Origin of the sequence: Actinopolymorpha singaporensis (assembly GCF_900104745.1) — a bacterium.
In the GTDB taxonomy this organism is placed as follows: Bacteria; Actinomycetota; Actinomycetes; order Propionibacteriales; family Actinopolymorphaceae; genus Actinopolymorpha; species Actinopolymorpha singaporensis.
On sequence record NZ_LT629732.1, the window covers coordinates 984,471 to 1,004,957 of the forward strand.

General features: G+C 69.0%; 18 protein-coding genes. 7 read left to right on the forward strand and 11 right to left on the reverse strand.

The window, feature by feature from the left end; genetic code table 11:
* Window positions 1–26: 26 nt before the first annotated feature.
* Window positions 27–5,429, reverse strand: a complete 5,403-nt coding sequence (locus BLU27_RS04515; RefSeq protein WP_197681681.1) for an AAA domain-containing protein — start codon at window positions 5,427–5,429, stop codon at window positions 27–29.
* A gap of 360 nt (window positions 5,430–5,789) precedes the next feature.
* On the opposite strand from BLU27_RS04515, the gene BLU27_RS04520 reads away from it, so the two are divergent.
* The 3 genes from BLU27_RS04520 to BLU27_RS04530 all read left to right on the forward strand — a co-directional run bounded on the left by BLU27_RS04520 (window position 5,790) and on the right by BLU27_RS04530 (window position 7,537).
* Window positions 5,790–6,095 (forward strand): hypothetical protein, encoded by a 306-nt coding sequence (locus BLU27_RS04520; protein WP_092650815.1) that lies wholly within the window; start codon window positions 5,790–5,792, stop codon window positions 6,093–6,095.
* Complete coding sequence (locus BLU27_RS04525) at window positions 6,095–7,009, forward strand: hypothetical protein (protein WP_092650817.1); 915 nt, start codon at window positions 6,095–6,097, stop codon at window positions 7,007–7,009. Before BLU27_RS04520 ends, BLU27_RS04525 begins: the two co-directional genes overlap by 1 nt.
* A gap of 63 nt (window positions 7,010–7,072) precedes the next feature.
* Window positions 7,073–7,537 (forward strand): YbaB/EbfC family nucleoid-associated protein, encoded by a 465-nt coding sequence (locus BLU27_RS04530; protein ID WP_092650819.1) that lies wholly within the window; start codon window positions 7,073–7,075, stop codon window positions 7,535–7,537.
* Window positions 7,538–7,571: 34 nt separating this feature from the next.
* Here the strand turns inward: BLU27_RS04530 and BLU27_RS04535 are convergent, their stop codons facing one another.
* Both BLU27_RS04535 and BLU27_RS04540 read right to left on the reverse strand, forming a co-directional pair.
* Window positions 7,572–8,186 carry a hypothetical protein gene (locus BLU27_RS04535; protein ID WP_206744633.1) on the reverse strand — a complete coding sequence of 205 codons (615 nt, stop codon included), beginning with the start codon at window positions 8,184–8,186 and terminating at the stop codon, window positions 7,572–7,574.
* A 206-nt stretch (window positions 8,187–8,392) separates the two neighbouring features.
* Complete coding sequence (locus BLU27_RS04540) at window positions 8,393–9,592, reverse strand: universal stress protein (protein ID WP_092650823.1); 1,200 nt, start codon at window positions 9,590–9,592, stop codon at window positions 8,393–8,395.
* A gap of 260 nt (window positions 9,593–9,852) precedes the next feature.
* On the opposite strand from BLU27_RS04540, the gene BLU27_RS04545 reads away from it, so the two are divergent.
* Window positions 9,853–10,530: an SH3 domain-containing protein gene (locus tag BLU27_RS04545; RefSeq protein WP_172804869.1), complete on the forward strand. Its 678-nt coding sequence runs from the start codon at window positions 9,853–9,855 to the stop codon at window positions 10,528–10,530.
* 184 nt (window positions 10,531–10,714) lie between these two features.
* A complete protein-coding gene (locus BLU27_RS04550) occupies window positions 10,715–11,155 on the forward strand; it encodes a YybH family protein (RefSeq protein ID WP_092650827.1) in 441 nt (146 codons plus the stop codon).
* A 23-nt stretch (window positions 11,156–11,178) separates the two neighbouring features.
* On the opposite strand, the gene BLU27_RS04555 is transcribed toward BLU27_RS04550, so the two are convergent.
* Window positions 11,179–12,261, reverse strand: coding sequence for an alpha/beta hydrolase family protein (locus BLU27_RS04555; protein ID WP_092650829.1), 1,083 nt, complete (start codon window positions 12,259–12,261; stop codon window positions 11,179–11,181).
* 189 nt (window positions 12,262–12,450) lie between these two features.
* Here BLU27_RS04555 and BLU27_RS04560 point away from each other — a divergent pair, with 189 nt between their 5' ends.
* Window positions 12,451–13,017 (forward strand): dihydrofolate reductase family protein, encoded by a 567-nt coding sequence (locus BLU27_RS04560; RefSeq protein ID WP_092650831.1) that lies wholly within the window; start codon window positions 12,451–12,453, stop codon window positions 13,015–13,017.
* A 1-nt stretch (window position 13,018) separates the two neighbouring features.
* Here the strand turns inward: BLU27_RS04560 and BLU27_RS04565 are convergent, their stop codons facing one another.
* The 6 genes from BLU27_RS04565 to BLU27_RS04590 form a co-directional block, all read right to left on the reverse strand.
* Window positions 13,019–13,339: a hypothetical protein gene (locus BLU27_RS04565; protein WP_092650833.1), complete on the reverse strand. Its 321-nt coding sequence runs from the start codon at window positions 13,337–13,339 to the stop codon at window positions 13,019–13,021.
* Between the two features lie 81 nt (window positions 13,340–13,420).
* Window positions 13,421–14,092 carry a GNAT family N-acetyltransferase gene (locus BLU27_RS04570; RefSeq protein ID WP_092650835.1) on the reverse strand — a complete coding sequence of 224 codons (672 nt, stop codon included), beginning with the start codon at window positions 14,090–14,092 and terminating at the stop codon, window positions 13,421–13,423.
* Between the two features lie 188 nt (window positions 14,093–14,280).
* Complete coding sequence (locus tag BLU27_RS04575; protein WP_092650837.1) at window positions 14,281–15,582, reverse strand: RNA polymerase sigma factor; 1,302 nt, start codon at window positions 15,580–15,582, stop codon at window positions 14,281–14,283.
* A 4-nt stretch (window positions 15,583–15,586) separates the two neighbouring features.
* Window positions 15,587–15,943, reverse strand: a complete 357-nt coding sequence (locus BLU27_RS04580) for a YciI family protein (RefSeq protein ID WP_092650839.1) — start codon at window positions 15,941–15,943, stop codon at window positions 15,587–15,589.
* A 188-nt stretch (window positions 15,944–16,131) separates the two neighbouring features.
* Window positions 16,132–17,346, reverse strand: coding sequence for a PP2C family protein-serine/threonine phosphatase (locus BLU27_RS04585; protein WP_092650841.1), 1,215 nt, complete (start codon window positions 17,344–17,346; stop codon window positions 16,132–16,134).
* A 53-nt stretch (window positions 17,347–17,399) separates the two neighbouring features.
* A complete protein-coding gene (locus BLU27_RS04590; protein ID WP_092650843.1) occupies window positions 17,400–17,981 on the reverse strand; it encodes a GNAT family N-acetyltransferase in 582 nt (193 codons plus the stop codon).
* 152 nt (window positions 17,982–18,133) lie between these two features.
* Between BLU27_RS04590 and BLU27_RS04595 the strand changes: the two genes are divergently transcribed.
* A complete protein-coding gene (locus BLU27_RS04595) occupies window positions 18,134–19,114 on the forward strand; it encodes a GNAT family N-acetyltransferase (protein ID WP_092650845.1) in 981 nt (326 codons plus the stop codon).
* A 382-nt stretch (window positions 19,115–19,496) separates the two neighbouring features.
* On the opposite strand, the gene BLU27_RS04600 is transcribed toward BLU27_RS04595, so the two are convergent.
* On the reverse strand, window positions 19,497–20,321 hold the full coding sequence (locus BLU27_RS04600) for an alpha/beta fold hydrolase (protein ID WP_092650847.1): 825 nt from the start codon (window positions 20,319–20,321) through the stop codon (window positions 19,497–19,499).
* Window positions 20,322–20,487: the final 166 nt, after the last annotated feature.

Below are 20,487 nucleotides of genomic sequence, written 5' to 3' on the forward strand. Positions count from 1 at the left end.
CGATTCTCGCCGCCCGCTCGCAGGTGTCAACCGGCGAAGGGACGGCCCGGATGCGTGCGGTTGTACGCGGTGATGACGTCCTCGGACAGCCGGCCACGGTCGCTGACAGGTAGTCCGTTGCTGCGCGCCCAGGTGCGCACCTCGCTTGTCCGCACGCTCTGACGTCCACTGCCACCGGTGTCCGCCTCGGGGCGTTTCCGGTCGTTCCCGACAACGGAGCGGATGGCAGAGTGCAGGCTGCCCTCGATTTGTTCGCGCCGGCTCGGGCTGTCGAGCACGTCTGCTGCGGCCGCGACCAGTTCCTCGTACGAGCGAGGCTGCCCGTCGGCGAGAACCCACCGGATCAGTGCCTGAAGCTCTGCCCGGGTGTAGATCGAGATCGCATACCCGGGCTGCAGGGGCGGCCCGGCGCGGCGAGGGCCATCGAGAATAACGGCGCTGTCACCGGGAGGCTCCGGGGCAGGAAGGACCGTCGGCGGAGCGTCCTGCTCAGCGCCCGGCGCCTTCTGGCCGTCCCGTCCCTCGGCGCGGGCACGAAGGAGTCGGGTGACGCTGCGGAAGCGCCTGGCGGAGTCCGAGTCGGGTGGGAAGTACTGCACCAGACCTGGACGGCGACCGGCTGTGCCCTTGAATGGCAGGTCCTGCTTGGTGCGAGCTGCCCGGACCACTGCCGTGGCTTCGTAGTCCCGAACCCAGCAGACGATCCGCGGACCAGCCGCGCCCGCTCGTCCGACAAGAACGTTGGCGAGGTACTTTCGCGCGAGGTCCGTGCCCGACGAGTGGTACCTGGCCCAGCCGGTCACCTTGTTGTTCTTCCGGACCGGCACGTCGCGACGGCCGTTGTATGCGTGGAGGGCTGCCTCGGCTTCTTCCGGACGCAGCCAGGCCACGCTCTTGTATCCGGCCGGCACATTGTGGGACACCGCCCGGGAGTCGCCCTCGATGCGGGTCTGCCCCTGGTCGGCGGGGTCGGCATCCTCTGTGAGCAGCTCGAAGGTATCCGGGGCCGCGTACTGAACGGACGCACCGCTCCCCAACTCGTCCACCGGCTCCGGCTCCGGCTCCGGCTCCGCGCGATGCTTGCCGGTCGCCGGCGCTTGCTCGAACAGCTCCAATCCGGCCGGCTCGGGCTCGCTCCGCTCGGCTTCGGTCGGGTCAGCGTCCATCGACACTTCTTCAGTGCCTGGGAGGTCCCTGTCACCCGAAGCGGTGGGCTGGATCCTCAGTTCCTCGATCCGCTGCCAGAGTGGCTCCAGGGCCGCGTCCGGATCGCGGGTGAAGACACTTCCCCTGATCCGGACGAAGACGCAGTTACCGACCCGCTCCAGGATCGCCTGCCGGCGGATGTCGGTTTCCCACTGGTCGGGCCCGTGGTAGGGGTCACCGTCGCACTCGATGGCCAGCCGCTTGCCCCCTGGTGCTGGAAGAACGAAGTCGATCCGGTTGCGTCCGATGCGGAACTGCGGTTGCGGCCTGTAGCCGCGGAGCAGGATCGACCTCAGCACCGCACGCTCGAAGTCGCTCTCGCAACGCGCCTCGAGGTCGTCGTACGCAGTGTCGGCGACCTTCACGTTGCGGCAGTAGTCGAGGAGAAGCGCGCGGGCGTCGTCGCTTCGCAGCTCGGACGGCTCGATGGAGTGGAAGACCCACATCTGGTCCTTCGCCCGCGAGGCGGCGACGTTGATCCTGCGGTGGAACTCCCGCCTGGTGAAGGCGGCCACGGCACCGTTGTGCGGGGAAACCACGGTCGAGATCAGGACGATGTCTCGTTCGTCCCCCTGGAAGGTGTAGGAGTCACCGACGCGCAGATCGCGCCTGGCCATCTCCTCTGCGCCGATGGTCTCCCGGATCCGGTCCAGCAGGTAGAGCGCCTGCCCGCTCGTGCTCAGTAGGCTGATCACGCCGATCGTCTTGCCGCGGTACGCCGGGTCCGCCACGATCGCGCCGAGCCGTTCGACGAGGGCTTCGGCCTCAGGGACATTGACTTCGCCGAACTTTGCGAGCGTCTGGCGGATGCCGTCCGGCACATAGACCGCGTTTACCGGGTCGCCGATCCCGGCGGGAACGTCACTGCGCAGCGGCTCGATCGCACCGTCGTAGTAGGTACGACTGGAGAAGTCGATGATCGCGGGGACACAGCGGAAGTGCTCGGTCAGCAGGATCCGCTGGGGTGACCGGCGGACCGCATGGTCGTAGAGGCTGGACTCGTTGTCGAAGTGCTCGGCCGACGGCACGTCCTTCAGGAACGAACTGATCAGTCCCATCACACCGCCGACGAACGGCAGTTGGGGGCCGATCTGCTGGTCGTCGCCCACTACCACTGCTCGCGCGCCGAGGCTGAGCACCGGCAACGCGAACATGTCCGCCTGTGACGCCTCATCGACGATGACCACGTCGAACTTCGCACCACCGGCGAACTGCTCGATGGCCCGGTCGACCGTCATGACCCACACCGGGACCGCGTCCACTGCCTGCGACATGGCGGTCTGCGCGTGTGCCTGCCACATCGCGGCGTTCTTACCGGTCCCCTTACCGATCTTCCTCAGAGCCGTCGCCCAGTCGGCGAGCGCCGCCCGGCGGCGGTCGTCCAGAGCGCGCGACACCTCAAGCCATGCGGAGGCGACGACCAGCTCCTGCGTCAGCCGGCGAATCCGCTCACGAGCTTGTTCGACGCGTCGGCCGAGGCTGTCCGGGTCCACGCTTCCCACTGCGGCGTCGAACCAGGTCTGCGTCTGCCGCCACCGCCATCGGCGGAGGCAGTCGGCACCGGTTCCCTTCGGCGCGGCGGCAGTACCGGAGTCGATCTCTGCCGCCCAGCTCGGGGCGACCACCGCGAGGCGGGAACGCAGTTGTTCGTATCGCTGTACGTCAGGCCGGAGCGCGGCGAGCCGGCGTACCTCGTCCAGCAGGTCGTCCCAGCGCGGGAGGTCCGGATCGTTCCAGGCCAGATCGAGTAGGCGCCACAGGTCGCTGGCGTTCTCAGTGGCAGCACCGTGCTGAAGGTATGTCGCCACCGCGCGTACCTCGTCAGACAAGCGGTCGCTGACGAAGACCTCCCGGCACTGTCCGAGCAAGGTCGCGATGGTTCCGAGTGCGGCGGAGTCCACCGTCGTCGGGACCGACCGGGCCAGCCGAACGATCCTCGATCGCAGTGCCGGCCAGACCTGGTCGTTCCATTCCGTCGCCTCGGCCGCCTGTGCGGCAAGTGTCCCTGCCCACATCTCCGGCTCCAGCGAAGGATCCGGGGCCGGTCCGTCCAGGCGTCGCATCCACTCGGTCCACCTGGCGCGGAGTTCCTGCCGCAACCGGTCCCGGTCGAGGTAGGACAGGACGACGTCAACCTCGTCCGCCGTACGGAGGGGCCGACCGTCGACGCGACAGTCCTCGGCCAGTTTGTACTGCGCCGGGTGGAACAGCTTCTTCGGCGGCTTACCGTCCGCCAGCCGCTGCCGAAGCTCGCGCAGTCGGTCCGGAAGCTGCCAGGTCTCCGCCTGCTGCCGCTCTGCGATGCTCACCTCGTGCACACCCATGATGCGCCTGATGCCCATCAGGTCGTCGAGGAGTTCCTGGCACGCCACCTGGTGGTCCTGCCACGACTCCGCCCAGTGGGTCTCGGAGACGAGGGTGGACAGCCGCTCAGCCCAGCTGCCTTCCCGGGCGGCCAGCAGCCTGACGGCCTCCTCCACGTCGCCGCGAAGCTCCTCCACCCAGGCTTGGCCGGCAGAACGGACAGCGCCGATCTCGACTCGCTGGTCGGACAGGCGACGAATCGTCTCTCCCACCTCCGCCAGTCGCGCCCGGTCACGCCTGGCCGCATCCGCTGCAGGCAGGTCAGCCGCGACCGGAAGCTCGCGGAGCGCCTCGCGACGGTCCTCCTTCGTCAACGCCGCGGCCGACGCCAGCAGGACCGTGAACTCCTCGCTCGTCAGCGGCGCGGGCGTATCCGGAGACACCGGATCGGGGATGTCTCCGTACGCCGCCGCCTCTCGAGCCAACCAGGCCCCGACCTCCCGCGCCCCCAGCTCCACGCCTTCCAGCTCGAAGGTCGCGGACTCACCCTCGGCAATCGTCCGCAGACCGACCAACGCCTGGGCGAGGTCGCGTTCGGCCTGCTCGAGGCTTTTCGCCAGCCGGTCCCGTTCGAGCTGGGCGGCATGCTGGTCGAGCGTGGACGCACGGTCGGACAGTTCTCGCGCGGCGAGCTGAAGCTGGGTGAGCTGGTCGCTGGACCGGCCGAGAACCGCCAGGCACAGCGCCTGAACCTCCTCCGGAAGCCCATCCCGCAGGACCCGCAGCGGGTCCTCCTTCTGCGCGACCACCAGCACCCGCTTGCCGTACGCCATCAGATGGCAGATCAGGTTACGAATGGTGTGCGTCTTGCCGGTCCCCGGCGGGCCCTGCACCGCCACACTCCGGTGCAACGCGAGCCGCCGCGCGATCGACTCCTGCGCCTCGTTCGTCGCCAGCGGCATCAGCAGCCGCTCGCCGACCGGCCGCCATGCCTCCGGCCGGTCCGCGGGCATCGCCAGCCTGCTGGGCTCGTGCGCCAGGATGGACGCCAGCGAGCCGATCGTCTCGGTGCTGCCATCCAGCAGCCGGTTCCTGAACGACTCGAGGAAGCGGCGCAGCATCCGCTGCCGAGGGCGCACGAACAGTACGCCGGTGTCGTGGATGTGAGGTACGCCAGGGTCAGGAGCACCCGCCTCACGCACGACAGGATCCAGGCCCATCCGGCTCAGCGCGCGCTCGAACAGCTCACGGCGTTCCAGCTCGTCCCACACGTCGACCTCGACCAGCCCACCAGGCTGAGCCAGATCGAGGAGATGGCGAAGATGCTGCTCCGGCATGCCGGTCAGCGGATCCACCTGCAACCGCGCCGGGCCGGACGGCACCACGCTCACGGCCGGCTGCTCCGGGTCGTACTCGATCGTGACCGGGCTCACCACCAGCGGATAGCGGACGCGGTGCTCCCCGACCCGCAGCTCCATGATCCCGTGCCCCCACACGAGTTCGTCGGTCGCGGTCTGCATATCCAGAAGATGCTGCAACTCGAACAGGGTGCGATGAAGCTGGCGAACGCGTTCGATCGTGTTCGCCTCGACCGCCCACCGCCGCCACTCGTTGTCCCGCCACCACCCGAACCGAGTTCGGATGCCGTCGACGTCGTGATCCTCGATGACGGCGTCGCGGTCGATTTCCGGCTCGACGTCGGCGTGCTGCTCCGCAACGAAGGGCCGCAGATCGCGGGGAACCTTGGGCGGCTCCGGACGCACGGGCATCCCGACCCGCAACCAGTCCGCATCCTCCACTCCACGGCCGAGCTGGACAAAGGGATGTACGGGAAGGTCGGCCTGCCAGAAGGTGTGAGCCGACGGGACCGCCCGTGTGGGCTTCTCGATCTGCGACCGTACCGCCAGGAGGTACTCCACCAACGAGACAGCTCGGCCCCGAACCACCTCTGGCGACTCACCGCTGCCAGGTGTCGCCTGGTCCACCGTCATACGGCGCTCGCGATCCACCGACCGTCGCCTGGACGCCCACTGCCTTCAGGTGCCCCCAGTGCAGGCCCGTCACCCAGTCGCATTGCCCTCCCCGAGATCGCCGGGTCAATTGTAGAGCCGTCTCGTCGACCCGCCATCAACCCACTGTCGACCCGACACAGAATGACGCCATGCCAGAAGAGCCCACGGTCGACGGGGAGACGCTTCGTGAGCGCCCGCGGTGGGCTTGTCCACAGGTGCAGATCTTCGCGCGCGCCCCGTCCGCACCCACCGGTAGCCTTGCTCGCCATGGGATCGAAGGCGGTCGACTGGGAGTTCGTGAGCGACCTCGGCAAGCGTCTTCAACGCTCCGCCGACGACACCCTGCCGGACGCCTCGCGCAAGTGCGCGGACGCACAGACCACCATGATGGACGCCGGTCAGGGCGGCGGACTGCTCGTCGTGATGAGCTTCTTCTTCGCGGCGGCGTTTCTGGAGGACTCACTCGAGCGGAAGCAGACGGTGGCGGGCGAACTGAACCGCGGCGCACAGGCCTGCTCGCGTAACTGGGAGGCCACCGAGAAGGTCAACAGCTTCCACGTCGGAGGAAACTGATGGGAAACACGTACGACTCGATGGCCGGTGCGGTCTCCTCCGGCAAGGACCTCGGACAGGTCGCGTTCGCCTCCTCGCTGATTGCCTCGACGCTCGCCTTCTGGGAGCTGTGGACTCCGATGCCGTCGGAGAAGAGCGGGATCCTGCTCAACGCGCTGGGCACCATGGGTGGAGGCGGCGGGAAGATGGCCGGGATCTGGGGCAAGGCCGCACCGGTGAAGCTTCCCGGCGTCGGTGCCGCGAAGGTCGCACTCGGGATGCCTCCGCGTCTGGCGCTGATCCGAACCGACACCGCGACGATGATGGACGCCTGCTCCAAGGTCCACGAAGCCGCCAAGGTCGCCGGCCAACTCTCCGCCGACGTCGTGAAGCACGGCTCCACGATCACCGAGCAGACCTGGAAGGCCAAGGACCAGGAGCAGTTCGGCGAGCAGCTGGAGATGTACCGCATCAGTCTTGACGCCACCAAGCAGCTCGGATACGTCACCGCGTCGCTGACGGCTGTGGTCGCGATGTTGCGGTTCCTTCAGCTGGCCATCGCTGCCGCACTCATGACCGTGCTGGCCGCGTTGGCGATCGCGTGGGTTGCTGCGATGGCCATGTCGTGGGCCTTCGGAATCGGCGCGGGTGTCGCCGCCACCATCAGGAGCATCGGAACCCCGCTGGTGAGGATCTCGCAGAAGATCGTCCCGGTGATGGAGGCGATCATGGTCATGGTGGGACTGGGCCACGTGGCCATCTGCACCCTCATGACGGCCAACGCGGCAGCCGTCGACTCGTACAAGATCGGCGACATCGGAGGAGGCGGCGGTTGGGACTCCCTGCAGGACTCCGGCCTGCGGGCCGTGGAAGACCTGCTGGAGAAGTACAAGCGCAAGGGCCTGAAGGCGATCCCGGACTTCTCCGGTTTCTGATCCACGCCAATCAGTTCTGATCCACGCAACTAGTCGGGGGCGAGAGTTCCCGGAAGGGGCACCATGGCACTGGAGAGCTGGGACTTCAACGACCTGCTCCGCGATCCCGAGGCGATCGTCGCCGCGCAGCGGGAGAACCTCCAGCGCGCGCAGGAGATGGAACGCCGGATCGCCGAGCTCACCGGGTCGGCGACCAGTGACGACGAGCGGATCACCGTCACCTACACCGAGGCGAACGGTATCGAGTCCATCCAACTCGATCCGCGAGTGATGAGGATGGCGTCCGAGGACCTCGCGGCGGCCCTGGTCCAGGTCGCGAACGCCGCTCGTGCCGACATGCGCGAGCAGATGCAGCGGGTGGTGGACGAGACGATCGGGGAGGAAGGTCAACCCGACCTTGCCGAACTCGCCGCGAACGCCGCTCAGATGGAAGCCGCGATGAACGAGTTCATGCGCGACACCATGACCATGGAAAGCGACCTTCAGAACGCGATCGACCGCATGAAGCGGATGGCCGAAGGGGGCTGAACCTCGGCGTCGGAGGAGGGCGGTAGTTCGGCGTTCACGAGGCGGTCTGCTGCTCCTGCCGCAGCTTCTTCAGCCTCCACCCGAGGCCGTACCAGATGCCGAACAGGACCAGGGCCACCGCGATGACCAGCGCGTTGACCGGCCAACCGGGTTCGAACACGGAGGCCACTGCCCCGACGACGGCGGCGTACACCACGAACTTGAGGATGTGACGAGCCTGTTCGAGCTGACGCCGACGCTGAAGCGGCGCGGCGACGGACAGCACGCTGGCCTCGGAGAGTACGGGCACTGACGGATTCGAGTCCGCCGGCGTTGCCGGCGCGGGATACGGAACCCCCAGCACGGATGCGAAGGCCCGGTGCGCCTGTTGGCCCGTCCCGCCGCCCGAGGCCGCGGACGCCTCACCGAGCAGCCGGGTGCGATCGCCGCCCGACGTGGGTGTCACGTGCAGGACCTGCCGCCGCGCGAACGTCTTGGCGAAAGCCTCCAGCGCCTCGGTATCGGCGGCGTCGGCCGGCCCGACCACCTCCCCGTCCGGCTGGAAGAAGGTCACCCGGCACGTCGCGCCATCGTCTTCCCAACGCAGAACATTTGTGCCGAGCAGACGCGCGAGGAGCGGGGCGAAGCGGCCGGCGGCGTCGGCGCGCATCGGAACACTGGTCCAGCCTTCGGCGTGGCTGATGCCGGTCCGGTCACGCCATCCCGGGGCGAGAGTTCCGAGCGCCTCGACGACGACGTCGACACCGGCCGGTGCCTGCACGACTGCGGAAGTCATGTCCAGAGACTAGGCCGTTCCCCTTCGGCCCCGTAAACCCCTGCCTGCTCACGAACTAGCCGGACAGGGAGAGGCCGCCGTCATCCATCCCGTGCGGCGCTGCCCGCGACGCGCTTCGCAGACGAGCCCGAGGTCAGTGCGGGCGGGATCACGATGACGGGGCAGCGCGCGTTCCGAACGCAGTACGCACTGGCGGAACCGAGCAGGGAGTCCGGGGACGCACCCGCGCCGTGGCTGCCGATGACCAGGCCGGCGGCGTGGGCGGCCAGCGCACACAGCGTGGGCCCGGGTCGCCCGTACACCACCGCGGAACGCACCGGGGTCTCGGACGGCTCCGCCTGGCCGAGCGCGGTGTCGAGCACCTCCTTGTGCGCCCCGGCGGCGGACGCGAGCTCCTCACGCGGAGCCGGGAGCGTGCGGAACGCCGGCCGCGGGGCGAGCAGGCTGACCGACGAGGCGAGAACGCCTCGGCCAGTCTGCCCGGCGTACCGCAGTCCCCACGTCAGGGCGTACTGCGAGCCCGCGGACCCGTCGACTCCGACGACGAGCGGCCCCTCCGAGGGCACCGGCTGCCGCAACAGCGCCGCGTGAAGGTCGTGCGCGGTCAGCATTCCCACGACCTCTTCTTCGTCGGTGACCACGACCGCATCGCCGACGCTCCCGCGCAGCGCCTCCGCGGCCTCCCGGACGGTCAGATCCTTCGCCACGGTGGGCGCCGGCTTCCGGGCCACGTCGGCCACCAGCGGCGCCCGGCCGCGCTGCGACCAGCCGTACATCCGCCACAGGAGATCGGCCTCGTGGACGACGCCGACACATCGCCCCTGCTCCATCACCGGCAGATGGGCGAACCCGGCGCCGAGCATCATCCGCCACGCGGTGTCCACGTCCGTCGCGGAGTCCGCTCCCAGCACGTCGGTGCTCATCACTTCCCGTACCGGCCGTTCGGCAAGACCGTCAAGCCAGCCTTGCGGGCCGCCGGTCACCGCGCCGGTCTGCTCCGGAACGGGGACATCGGGAACGACCGCCACCGGGCACGATGCCTGGCGCAGACAGCGACTCATCGGCGAGGAGCCGAGGACGTCCGCTTCGGGCAACCGCCCGAGCACCAGGAGGGCCGCGTCGCGGGACAGGGGGAGGAGGGCCTCGACGTCGGTCTCACCCTCGACGTAGATCGGCTCGACCGCCGCCTCCAGACGGTCCCCCTCGGTGACGGCCCACTGCAGCGCATGTCTGCTCGTCGACGAGCGATCGAGGGCGACCAGGATCCGTCCGTTGTTCACGCGTCACCGCCCTGTCCTTAGCCCGGCTGGTGGGTGAGTCACCTCCAAGGTCACCCGACGCCGATCCGGCGGATCAGGGTCCAGCGGTCAGGTCTGTCCGGGACCTTCGCCACTGCCGGTTCGCCGTGGGTCGCATCACGGCCGTCGCCGGCTACGGCCTGACGAAGGGATCCCTCTTTCGCTGAGTCGTACAACCGTCACCGCCCCTCGCACGTCTTCCCAGCCAAAGTGCGGCAATCATCGAGAAAGAGAGGCTCATGATGAGTAGTCGCATCCGTATCGCAGCCATCGGGCGCGGTACCGGCCGAGGTGGGCGGGTTGGCCTCCGCATTCGCGAGTACGCAGCAGCGCTCCGCGTCCCCGGGCTGGGTCGGCTGCGAGTAGGCAGTCGCGGCCGTGGCATCGTCACCGCCGCCGCGACGGTCCTGGTCTCGATGGTCATGCTGGCCGCGGCGCCGGGGGCTTCGGCCGCCACGACGTACCAGGGCAAGGTCCTGGCGACCCTCAACGTCCGGAGTGCACCGACAACGCTCGCTTCCGACGTCGGCACGCTGCGGTCCGGGGCGACGGTCACGCTCCTGTGCAAGGTGTTCGGGCCCACCGTGGACGGCAACTACGTGTGGTACAAGCTCGGCACCGGCAGGTGGGTCACCGCACGTTACGTCGCCAATGTGGGGACCGCGCCGGGGTTCTGCGGCAACGGCAACGAGTACGACGGACGGGCTCTGGTGGCCCTGAACGTACGCAGTGGTCCGAACACCGGAAACGCGGTCGTGTCCTCGGTCCGCGCAGGGGGATACCTGGCACTCGTCTGCAAGGCCGACAGCCAGGCCGTCGACGGCAACTCCCGTTGGTACCAGCTCACCGGTGACGGCCCCGGCGCATGGGTGGCCGCGCGGTACGTGACCAACGTCGGCTCAGCACCGCCGTTCTGCTGACCACCGCTCGGAACACGGTGGTGGCGGCCTGACCCCCCCGCCACCACCGGCGGTCACCCCAAGCCCGGTCCTTTCCGCCACGTCCGGCCGGGAAGCCGGTCGCGGATCTCACGTTCCGGCGGGCTGCGTCGTCGTACCGGTGACGAGGGCCGACCGGCCACACCGAGCGGAGGGACCGACCGCGATGTCCACCCAGCGCGAGCAGGACGAAGCCAGGATCAGGCAGCGGATCGACCAGATCGTCGAGGGGATCCGAGCCAAGGACCTCGATGCCCTGAGACGGATCTACGCCACCGACGTGGTGTCCTTCGACGTCGAGCCACCCCTGCAGCACGTGGGGATCGACGCGAAGCTGAAGAACTGGGCGAAGGTGTTCACGATCTTCGAGGAAGTGTCGTACGAGGTTCGCGACCTGGCCGTCACCGCGGGCGGGGACGTCGCGTTCGGGCACTGCTTCGGCCGGCTCAGCGGCACGTTGAGCAACGGTCCGGCGACCAGCGGCATGTGGGTCCGGGGGACGTTCTGCTTCGAGAAGTCCGACGGGGAGTGGCTGATCGTCCACGACCAGGCTTCGGTGCCGTTCGACATCGCGAGCGGCAGAGGCGTGACCGACCTCGAGCCCTGACGGGTCAGCTGCCGGCCGGGCCGTCAACTCCCGCTTGCGTCAGCTCGGCCGCCACCGGGCGGGTCCAGCACTTCCAGCAGAGCCTGCCACGCCTGCTCCTCGTAGAAGCGATGCCCGCCGTCACCGATCACCAGCCGGCACCTTCGGTCGGCTCCCGACGCGGCGTAGATCGTCCGCAGGTCGTCGAACGCCCTGCGGACGGCGGCCAACGGGAAGATCGGATCGTCGCGGCCGGCGACCACGACAACCGGCTTCGGTGCGAAGAGTCCGAGTACGTCGGCCGCCTCGGCCCATCGGAGCAGGCCGGGAACGTAGTTGTCCGCGCAGTGGTAGATGTTCATGACCGAGTCCGCGTAGGTGCAGAAGGCGCAGGAGGGCATCGCGAACCGCACGCGGTCCAGCAGCGCGGCGGCGTAGATCGTCGCCGTACCGCCGCCGGAGTTTCCCATCACCCCGAGTCGGGACAGGTCGACGTCGCCCCGTTCGGTGAGGTAGTCGATACCGCGGTCCACGTCGAAAGCTCGCTCACCCACCAGCGTGCGCCCCAGCATCAGGGCCTGCATCGCGGCGTCGTGACATCCGTGCGGGGAGGTGGCCGCCTGGGCCTGCTCGCGTCGGTAGCCGAAGCTGCGCTGCTCGATGCACAGGGCGGCGAACCCGTGCCGCAGTGCGCCCAGCGCGAAGTCACGGTCACCATCGACGGCGAAGGGCACGTTCTCGTCGTCGTGTTCACGCGCGATCGAGACGTGCATCCCCGTGCTGTGCCCCTGCAGGCAGATCACGGTCGGGTAGGGCGCTGGACGATCGCGTGGTACACAGAAGTACGCCAGCACGTCCGAGTGCGGCTCGGCGGCGAAGGCCACCTTCTCCACCGTGCCCAGCTTCTGCTCGCTCCGCCACAACGTCCGTACGCGCAGCGGAAGCTGCGTGGGTTCCGGCATGCCCAGCAGCTCACGCAGCTTGGGGCGGAGCCGTTCCTGCCAGGCCGCCACGTCACCACCGGGGAAGCGCAGGGCGGGGGTGGTGTGCTGCACCAGGTACCGGTGATTCTGCGAGGGGGACAGGCTCAGCTCGCCGCGTTCCTCCCTCACCTGCGGGCCCTCCACGGCGTGCCTCCCACTCCTCGGTCCCTCGTACGACCATGGTCGGGGCCGTGGTCGGCGCACAAGAGCGACCCCTGACCGACTTCTGACAGCAGGAGCAGCAGGAACTCTCACGGTCGCCGGCGATGAGTTCTCGCCTCGGCGCGTGTCCTCAGCAGGTGAGGTCTCCCGAGACTCGTGGAAGGAACGACGATGCCGGAACTCCTGATCGACTTCATCACCTCGCTTGACGGTTACGCGTCCGCCGACGGCTGGCCGGGCTTCTGGGGGCTGGAAGGACCCGAGTACCTCTCGTGGCTGGGCGAGGCGCCGGAAGGGGACTACACGGTCCTGATGGGCGCGACCACGTACCGCGTCATGTCGGGCTTCGCCGCGGCCGGCGAGGAGGGCACAGACGTCCTCGCGGACCTGTCGAAGGTCGTCTTCTCGAGCACCCTGACCGAGCCGTTGACCTGGCCCAACTCGCGGCTCGTCTCCACAGACCCGATCGAGGCCGTACGGGAGATGAAGGAGAAGGGCTCGGAGTCCCTGCGCACCATCGGCAGCCTGACCCTGTGCCGCGCCCTGCTGAACGCCGGCCTCGTGGACCGCTTCCGGGTGGTCGTCTTCCCCGTCATCACCGGCGCCACTGGTCGCGAGCGCATCTACGACGGCTATCCCGACGTGGCACTGGAAATGATCGACAGCCGGACCTTCGACGGCCGCATCCAGCTACTGGAGTACGCCCCCAAGGTTCTGAGCGGGCCGCCCGGCACGTAGGTCAGGCGCGCCGGCGCATCCGCAGGACCGCGATGATCCCGGCCACGGCGGGAAGGGCGGCGAGGATGCCCCACAGCGGCGGGAAGATCGCTGTGCCGTACTCGCTCGCCCCGAGCAGGGTCAGCGCGAGGGTCGCGGTGACCGCGACCACGATCCAGGCGGTCACCGGCCCGCGCACACCGCGCGCCCGGGTGGCCCTGAGCGTTGCAAGCCACAGCAGCGCGTCGAGGATCGCGACGGTGTAGTAGATCAGTCCGTACGTCAGGACCGCGCCGGCGGCCGCCCTGGAGCAGTGGTACGCCGACGGCTGCACCAAACCCATCGCGGACTACGTCGAGGACGGGAAGAAGCCTCTCCGGAAGCTCTGGCCCTAGCCCAGGGAACCCGACCGCCGGCCCGGCGATCACGCCGAGGGGTGGATCCCCAGGACTGGAAGGCACTCGGCGACGCCCACGAGTTCGATGTCGTCGCGGCGGTTCTTCGACCACTGCTCGCGGGTCAGCCGCCAGCGGTGAATCTCGGCCGGCTCGCCGCGGCGGGTGTCCCAGTCGTTCCCGTTGCGCTCGTAGCCGAGCGCCTGCGAGACCCGGTTCGAGGCGTGGTTGTCGAAGAACGCGTCGCTGCCCGCGTACCGAGCCCCGATTCCGTCGAACGCCAACTGGAGTACGGCCTGGCGCATTTCCTTGCCCAGTCCGCGACCGCGAAGGTCAGGGTCGAGCCAGGAGAACGTGTGGACCGTGCCGAAGGAGGCGAAGTCGGTCCCGACCAGGTCCTGCATGCCGACCGGCTCGCCGTCGACCACCACCACGAAGTACAGCCGCCAGAAGCTGTCGGTGACCCGTCCACGGCCGGCCCACACCGCGCGGAGCCAGGACCATTCCCGCTCCGGGCTGTCCTTGTACAACGACATCGGGTCGTCGAAGGGCCAGGGCGGCGCCGTGGCCACACCCCTGCGGACCGTGGGTACGAGCCGTTCCAGCAGCTCGTCCGTCGCCCCCAGCAAGGAGAGCCGGGGCGTGTGCACCTGCACGTTCAGCGGGGGGTACGAGGACAGCCTCGTGGCGGGCGACGGCATGGGCGAAACCCTAGGAGTTGCCGCTCCAGGTCGGCACCCGAATTTCCGCCAGCCCGCGCGATCTGACGTACCTGCGACCGTCCTCCCCGCGATCAGCGAGAACGCCGTCGACGGCGCACGGTGCGGGTGGCCACCGCACCCGCTCCGGCTGCCGCGAGCAACGACGCCGGCCTGGCGAGACGGAAGTCCTACGGCCGCTGAGGACTGGCGAGGCGGCCGGCAAGGAAGTCCCGTTCGGCTTCGTTGGTGGTCGACTCCAGGGCCTGGCGATAGGCAGCGGCGGCCTCGTCGACGCGGCCAAGCCGCTGAAGGAGATCTGCCCTGATTGCCGAGAGATACTGGTAGCCCGCCAACCGGCCGTCTCTTCCCAGCTCCTCGACCTCGGCCAGCGCCCGCGCGGGTCCGCTGACCATCGCCAGCGCCACCGTGCGGTTCAGCGCCACCACCGGCGACGGCCACACCGACAGCAGTTCGTCGTACAGCGTCAGGATCTGCGGCCAGTCCGTCTGGTCGTAGGTCGGCGCCTCGGCGTAGAGCGAGGCGATCGCGGCCTGCAGCACATAGCGGCCCGGCCGCCCGCCGCGCAGGCCGTCCACGATCAGGTCGTGTGCCTCGGCGATCGCCGCGCGGTCCCACCGCGACCGGTCCTGCTCCTCCAACCGCAGCAGCCGGCCCCGGCCGTCGACCCTGGTGGCACGCCGGGCGTCGGTGACCAGCAACAGGGCGAGCAGCCCCCACACCTCCCGCTCGTCGGGCATCAGGCTCCGCAGCATCCGGGTCAGCCGCAGCGACTGGTCCACGAGGTCCGTACGCAGCAGGGACCCGCCCGACGGCGCGGTGTGGCCGGCGGTGAACAACAGATGGATCACCCCGAGAACCGCGCGCAGCCGGTCCGGCAACTCGGCCGCCTCGGGCACCCGGAAGGGGATGCGGGCGGCCGAGATCTTCTTCTTCGCCCGGGTCAACCGGGCGGCCATCGTCGGTTCCGACACGAGGAACGCGTGGGCGATGTCGCCGGTCGACACCCCGCACACCAGCCGGAGGGTGAGCGCCAGCTGCCCGTCCTGCGCCAGGGCCGGGTGACAGCACATGAAGATCAGTCGCAGCCGCTCGTCGGGTACGACGTCCGCCGGGTCGCCGGTCGCCGATTCGAAGGGGTCGTCCATGGCCGCCTCGTCCACCGAGTCCTCCGACTCCTCCGGCTCCACCAGCAACGGCAGCTTCGCGCGGAACACCCGCTCGCGTCGTACCGCGTCCATCGCCCGGCGCTTCGCCGTCGTGGTGAGCCAGGCCGCCGGGTTGTCCGGGATGCCGTCGCGGGCCCAGCTCTCCAGCGCCGCGGCATACGCCTCTTGGACGCACTCCTCGGCCAGGTCCAGGTCACGTGCGACCCGCACCGTCGCGGCGAGCACCAGGGCCCAACCGCGACGGTGCGCGTCGACGACCGCCGCCTCGACGTCGCCCGCTTCGACGTCTGCCGGGTCGGTCATGCGGTCATGCCTCCGGCAGGCCCTTGGCGAAGAATCCGGCGACGGGGCGTACCTCGACACCGCCGCCCTGCTGGGTGGCGGGGTTGCTCCGGGCGATCTTCAGGGCGGCGTCCAGGTCGGGCGCCTCGATCACGCAGAAGCCGGCGATGACCTCCTTGGCGTCGATGAACGGGCCGTCGGTGATGGCGTCGCCGCGGACCGAGGTGGCGGTGTCCCGCGGCTGGAGCGCGGCAGCGGCGAGCATCGCTCCGGAGTCGATCAGCTCCTCGGCGTGCCGGTCGTGCGCCGCGAGGTCCTCGGGGGTGGCTTCCGGGCTGTGGGCCGAGTCGTCGGCGTAGATCAGGATGGCGTACTGGGCCATGGGAGGTCTCCGTTCAGCTGGTCGGTTGGTCCGTACGCCTCTACGTCGTACGGCCAGCCCGGAATCGACAGCGCCAGTCAGCCTAGATCGCGGCCCGGCTCCGGGTTCCCCCCCGGCATGGTCACGCGTCCCGGCGCGCCAACCTCCGGCAAATCCGCAACCAACGGTTGCTGGGCCGTAGCCGTGGGTCAGCGCGGCAGCCGGCGAATCGAGAGCAGCGCGATGTCGTCCGGTACGTGTTGGTTGCCCACCAGTTGGTACATGACGGATGCGCAGACAGTCTCGGCCCGGTCGGCGCTGATGGTTCGGCGGAGAAGCTCGATGCGCTCGTCGATCGGCTCGTCACGGCGTTCGACCAGCCCGTCGGTGTAGAGGCACAGGACCGAGCCGGGCTCGAAGGTGATCCTGTTGCTGTGACGTACCTGGTCCGGGACGGCTCCGATGGCCAGATCCGTCTTGAGGTCCAGCACGGATGCCTCGTCGTCCGGGCCGACCATGATCGGCGGCAGGTGTCCGGCCACGGAGATCGACATCACGTCCAGCGACGGCTCGATGACCGCGCAGACGACGGTGGCCAGGGTGTCAGGGCCGAAGTGGTGGACGTTTCGGTCCAGCTTGGCGAGAAGAGTGGCAGGGTCCTCCGTGTCGAGACTGTACGCACGGAGATCGCTGCGTAGCCGGCCCATGACCACTGCGGCGTTCAGCCCTCGCCCGATGACGTCGCCGACCACCAGGCACAGTGCACCGGAGGGAAGGTGGAAGACGTCGTACCAGTCGCCGCCGACGCCGCCCTCTCCGGCCACGTAGCGTGCGGCGACGTCCAACCCCGGCAGCGTCGGCAGCTGGTAGGGCAACAGGCTGCGTTGCAGGGTGCCCGCGGCTGCGCGGTCGGCGTCGGAGAGCCGCGCCCGGGTCGCCAGAGCCGCTCGGGTCGCCACCAGCTGCAGCAGCTTCACGTCCTCGTCGGTGAACCGCCGGGGGCTGAGGGTTCCCACGTGCAGTACGCCGACCACGGTGCCTTCGGTCACCATGGGCACGCCCAGGAGGGATCGAATGCCCTTACGCCACAGCAACGGGTTCCACACGTTGGTGCTGTCGACGTGCTCCAGGATGATCGGATGTCGTTCGGCGGCGATCCGGCCGGCGAAGCCACTGCGCATCGGGATGCGGACGCCCTGGCGTACCTCCTCCTCGATCCCCTTCGCCGCCGTCGCCACCAGCGACTGCGACGAGTGGTCGAGCAGGAGCACTGCCGCCGTGTCCACCTTGAGCAGGTCCCTGACACGCTCGAGCAGCTCGTCCAGCAGGTCGTCGACGCTGAGCTGCGCAAGGGCCTCGTCCGTGACCGCGGCGACGCGGCGAATCCCGTGATCGCCGAAGGGGTCCGTCAGTTCGAACGTCATGCACGCGAACATTAGTTGCCCGGGAGGTTAGAGTCGCATGCTGCTGCGCCGGCTCAGCGGAGGTGGCTCGCCAGTAATGGATGGTTCAGCCGGGACTGTACGCCGCGCCATCCCGCTGCGACCCCGGGGCTGCTGGCCAGCTCGTCCGGATCCGGATGGAAGCCGAAGTCCAGGTAGACCTTGAGCGCCCACGTACGCCCCGTCGACGTCCCCAGCACGGCGCCGGGATGACTCTGCGCGAGCCGTTGCATCGCGTGCGTCATCATCGGCTTGGCGAGGCCGCGCCGCTGGTGGTCCGGATGCACCACCACCCAGTGGATGCGCCCTCGTTCCCTCGGGTTGTGGCGATCTCGCTCCCACCATGCGGTGATGCTCCCCGCGGGTTCACCTTCGAGCGTCTCCACGAAGAACATGCGATCGGACAGCGGCGCGTGGTCCGTGCCGAACTCACGAACGAACAGGTCCGGCGTCACGTCGACGTACGGCTCGGCCGCAAGGTGCAGGTCGGTCCAGGTCCGGTCGTCGCCCGCCTCGTACGTACGGAACCGATAGCCCGCCGGCAACTCGTGCTGTGGGACGTCCGCGAAGTCGTCACGGACCATCCGCACGCTTACGTTGCCACCTGTCTCGCTCATGCCGGCACATCCCGCGTCGTGATTGGCTGATCTTCCTGTACGGGTCTACACCATGGCGAGGCACCCTGACGAACTGCGACGCTGACTACTCGGAGGGCGTACGGTGTGTGGGCCGACATGGCGACGTCCGCCCAGAAGGAGGCTCCCGCGACATGTATCGCCGACTGGGGTTCGGGAAGTTGACCAGCGGCGAGTCGCTGGAACTCACGGCGGTCGATGCTCCGGATCCGGAGTGGGCAGGCCGGCTGAAGTTCTTCCTGCGTCACAAGGGTGATCCCTACGCCGGTCACATCGAGCGCGCGCTCGACCACCCGCTCGACAGCCTGCGGACGCACTTCTACGTCGGATGCGTGGACGGTGAGCCGGTCACGCACGTAATGGTGGCGGGAGCGCGTGGTTTCGGGGTCCTCGGCCACGTTTACACGCAGCCCCGGTGGCGCCGCCGCGGTGCCTTCGGCCAGCTCATGGCGGCACAGATGGAGGATGTCAGGAAGCTGGGGTTCACTCGGCTCACGCTGTCCACCGGCTACGGCTCCATGCCGTACGACGTCTACAGCTCCTTCGGGTTCCGGTCGGCGGTTCCGGAGTCAGGACAGATGTACTGGTTCGCAGAGCCCGGCAGCGACCCGGCACCGGCGGCCACGGGCGGCACGTCGATCCGGCGAACCATGTGGGACGACTGGGGCGCGCTCTGCTTCGCACTCGCACGTGCCCCCCTTGCCGGGGAGACGACCCCGAGGTCGCCGGCCCTGGGCATCGACGAGCACGGAAGCGCGGAAGGCAGTTTTCTCGGCCTGCTTGGGCAACTGGACCTTGCCGGCGTGCAATCGTACGTTGCGGAGAGTCCGGCCGGAGGAGTCGTCGGGTGGTGCCACGTGGTTCCCAGCCCACTCACGCTCGGCGGTGCGTGGCTCCTCGACCTCCATGTGCTTCCCGGATTCGACGACCTCCTCGGCGATCTCCTCGGCAAGGTCGACTGGCCGCTGCGACCCGTCGTGTTTCCGACCACGGCCGACACGCACAGGTTCGAACGCCCGATGGCCGCCGCCGGGTTCGCCAACGCAGCCGTCCTGTCGACTGGTAAGCCCGGCGGGTCGACTCACAACCTCACGCTCTGGTGGCGTACGGGCTGAGGGCAGGCGCTTGCCGTCACCGACCCGGAGAGGCACCGGATCCGCCTACTCGGTGAGCTCCGGAGCGTAGAAGGCCGGAAGTGGCTCTGGCCCGGCGTACTTCTGGCAGCTACACGGAACGGACTCGATTCCTGCCCACTTTCCCTGATCCCATCGTGCTACCTCTACGAGTGCGTGACACCTGCCTCTCTCCTCGTGGAACGAAGACGCATGCCCGCACCCACACAGGGGTTTGACCTCCTCCAGGGTGCTCCGCCGCGGGCGGCCCCAGCCAGGCAGGAAACGGCCGATCAGGATTCCCACCAGGAGTATGACGGCCCCGATAGTCAGTTCCATGACAAATTCTCCTTGAAGCTACGCAGACTGTGTCTGCCGGATGCGCTCAGTCGTTCGGGTTCGCGCGCGAAAAGGCGGCGACCTCGCGTACGGCTTCGGCGATGGCCGCGAAGTCCTTGCGCAGGACGGCGCCGTGGTTGCTGGGGACCTTCGCGCTGATCCGGATGTTGGGGTTTCGCTCGACCACCCCGTCGAGGCCGGCGCGGATGCGTTCCTGCTCATCGCCCTTGCTTCCGAACGACGTACCGGAAGCAAGCACATACCGGGCCGGGACGGCGATGTTGTCCAGCACAGGACCCAGCTCGCGCTCTCGGGAGAGCTTGCCGAGCTCGATGTTGCTGTCAGCCTGCTGTTCTGCCGTCATCCGCGGGGTGAGGCCCGTCGGGCGCAGCAGCGGCGTGAACCAGCCCATCCGCCGGAACAGCTTCCGGATTCGCTGCTCCATGGCCTCGTCGAGCCAGTCGTACGGGAACGCGCCGTCGACCAGGACCGCACCCGAGGCGCGGTCGGGATTGCGGCTTGCCCAGTGCGCCGCCACGACCGCACCGTAGGACCAGCCCACGACCAGCGCCCGCTCCACGTCCCTCGCCGCGAGGACGGCATCGACATCGCGGACGGCGGCCTCGAAGGAGTAGTCCGCCGAACGCTTCGACTTCCTGCCGCGAGCCCGCTCGTCGTAGGTGATGTGCCGCCACCCCGTCCCCAGCTCGGCTAGGACCCGCCGCCAGTACCCCTGGGTCGCGAACTGGCCGTTGAGGTAGACCACGGGGATACCGGGGCCCCCGGAGTCGGTGACAGCCAAGGCCGTGTCGTCGACCGGCACCATGCCGGTCCACTGCGAATTGGTCGAGGACGTGCTGTTGGTTGGCATGCAGCCATCTTCCGCGCCCGGCCTGACGTCGACCTGACACGGACCTGACACGGCCCGCACCGAAGACCCCGGCGACTCCGTGTGCCCAACCGTTTCTCTCGGCCGACCTCAACCACAGGGTTCGGCGCGGCCTCTGCTTGGGCTACACGGTGCCGGCAAGCCGTCG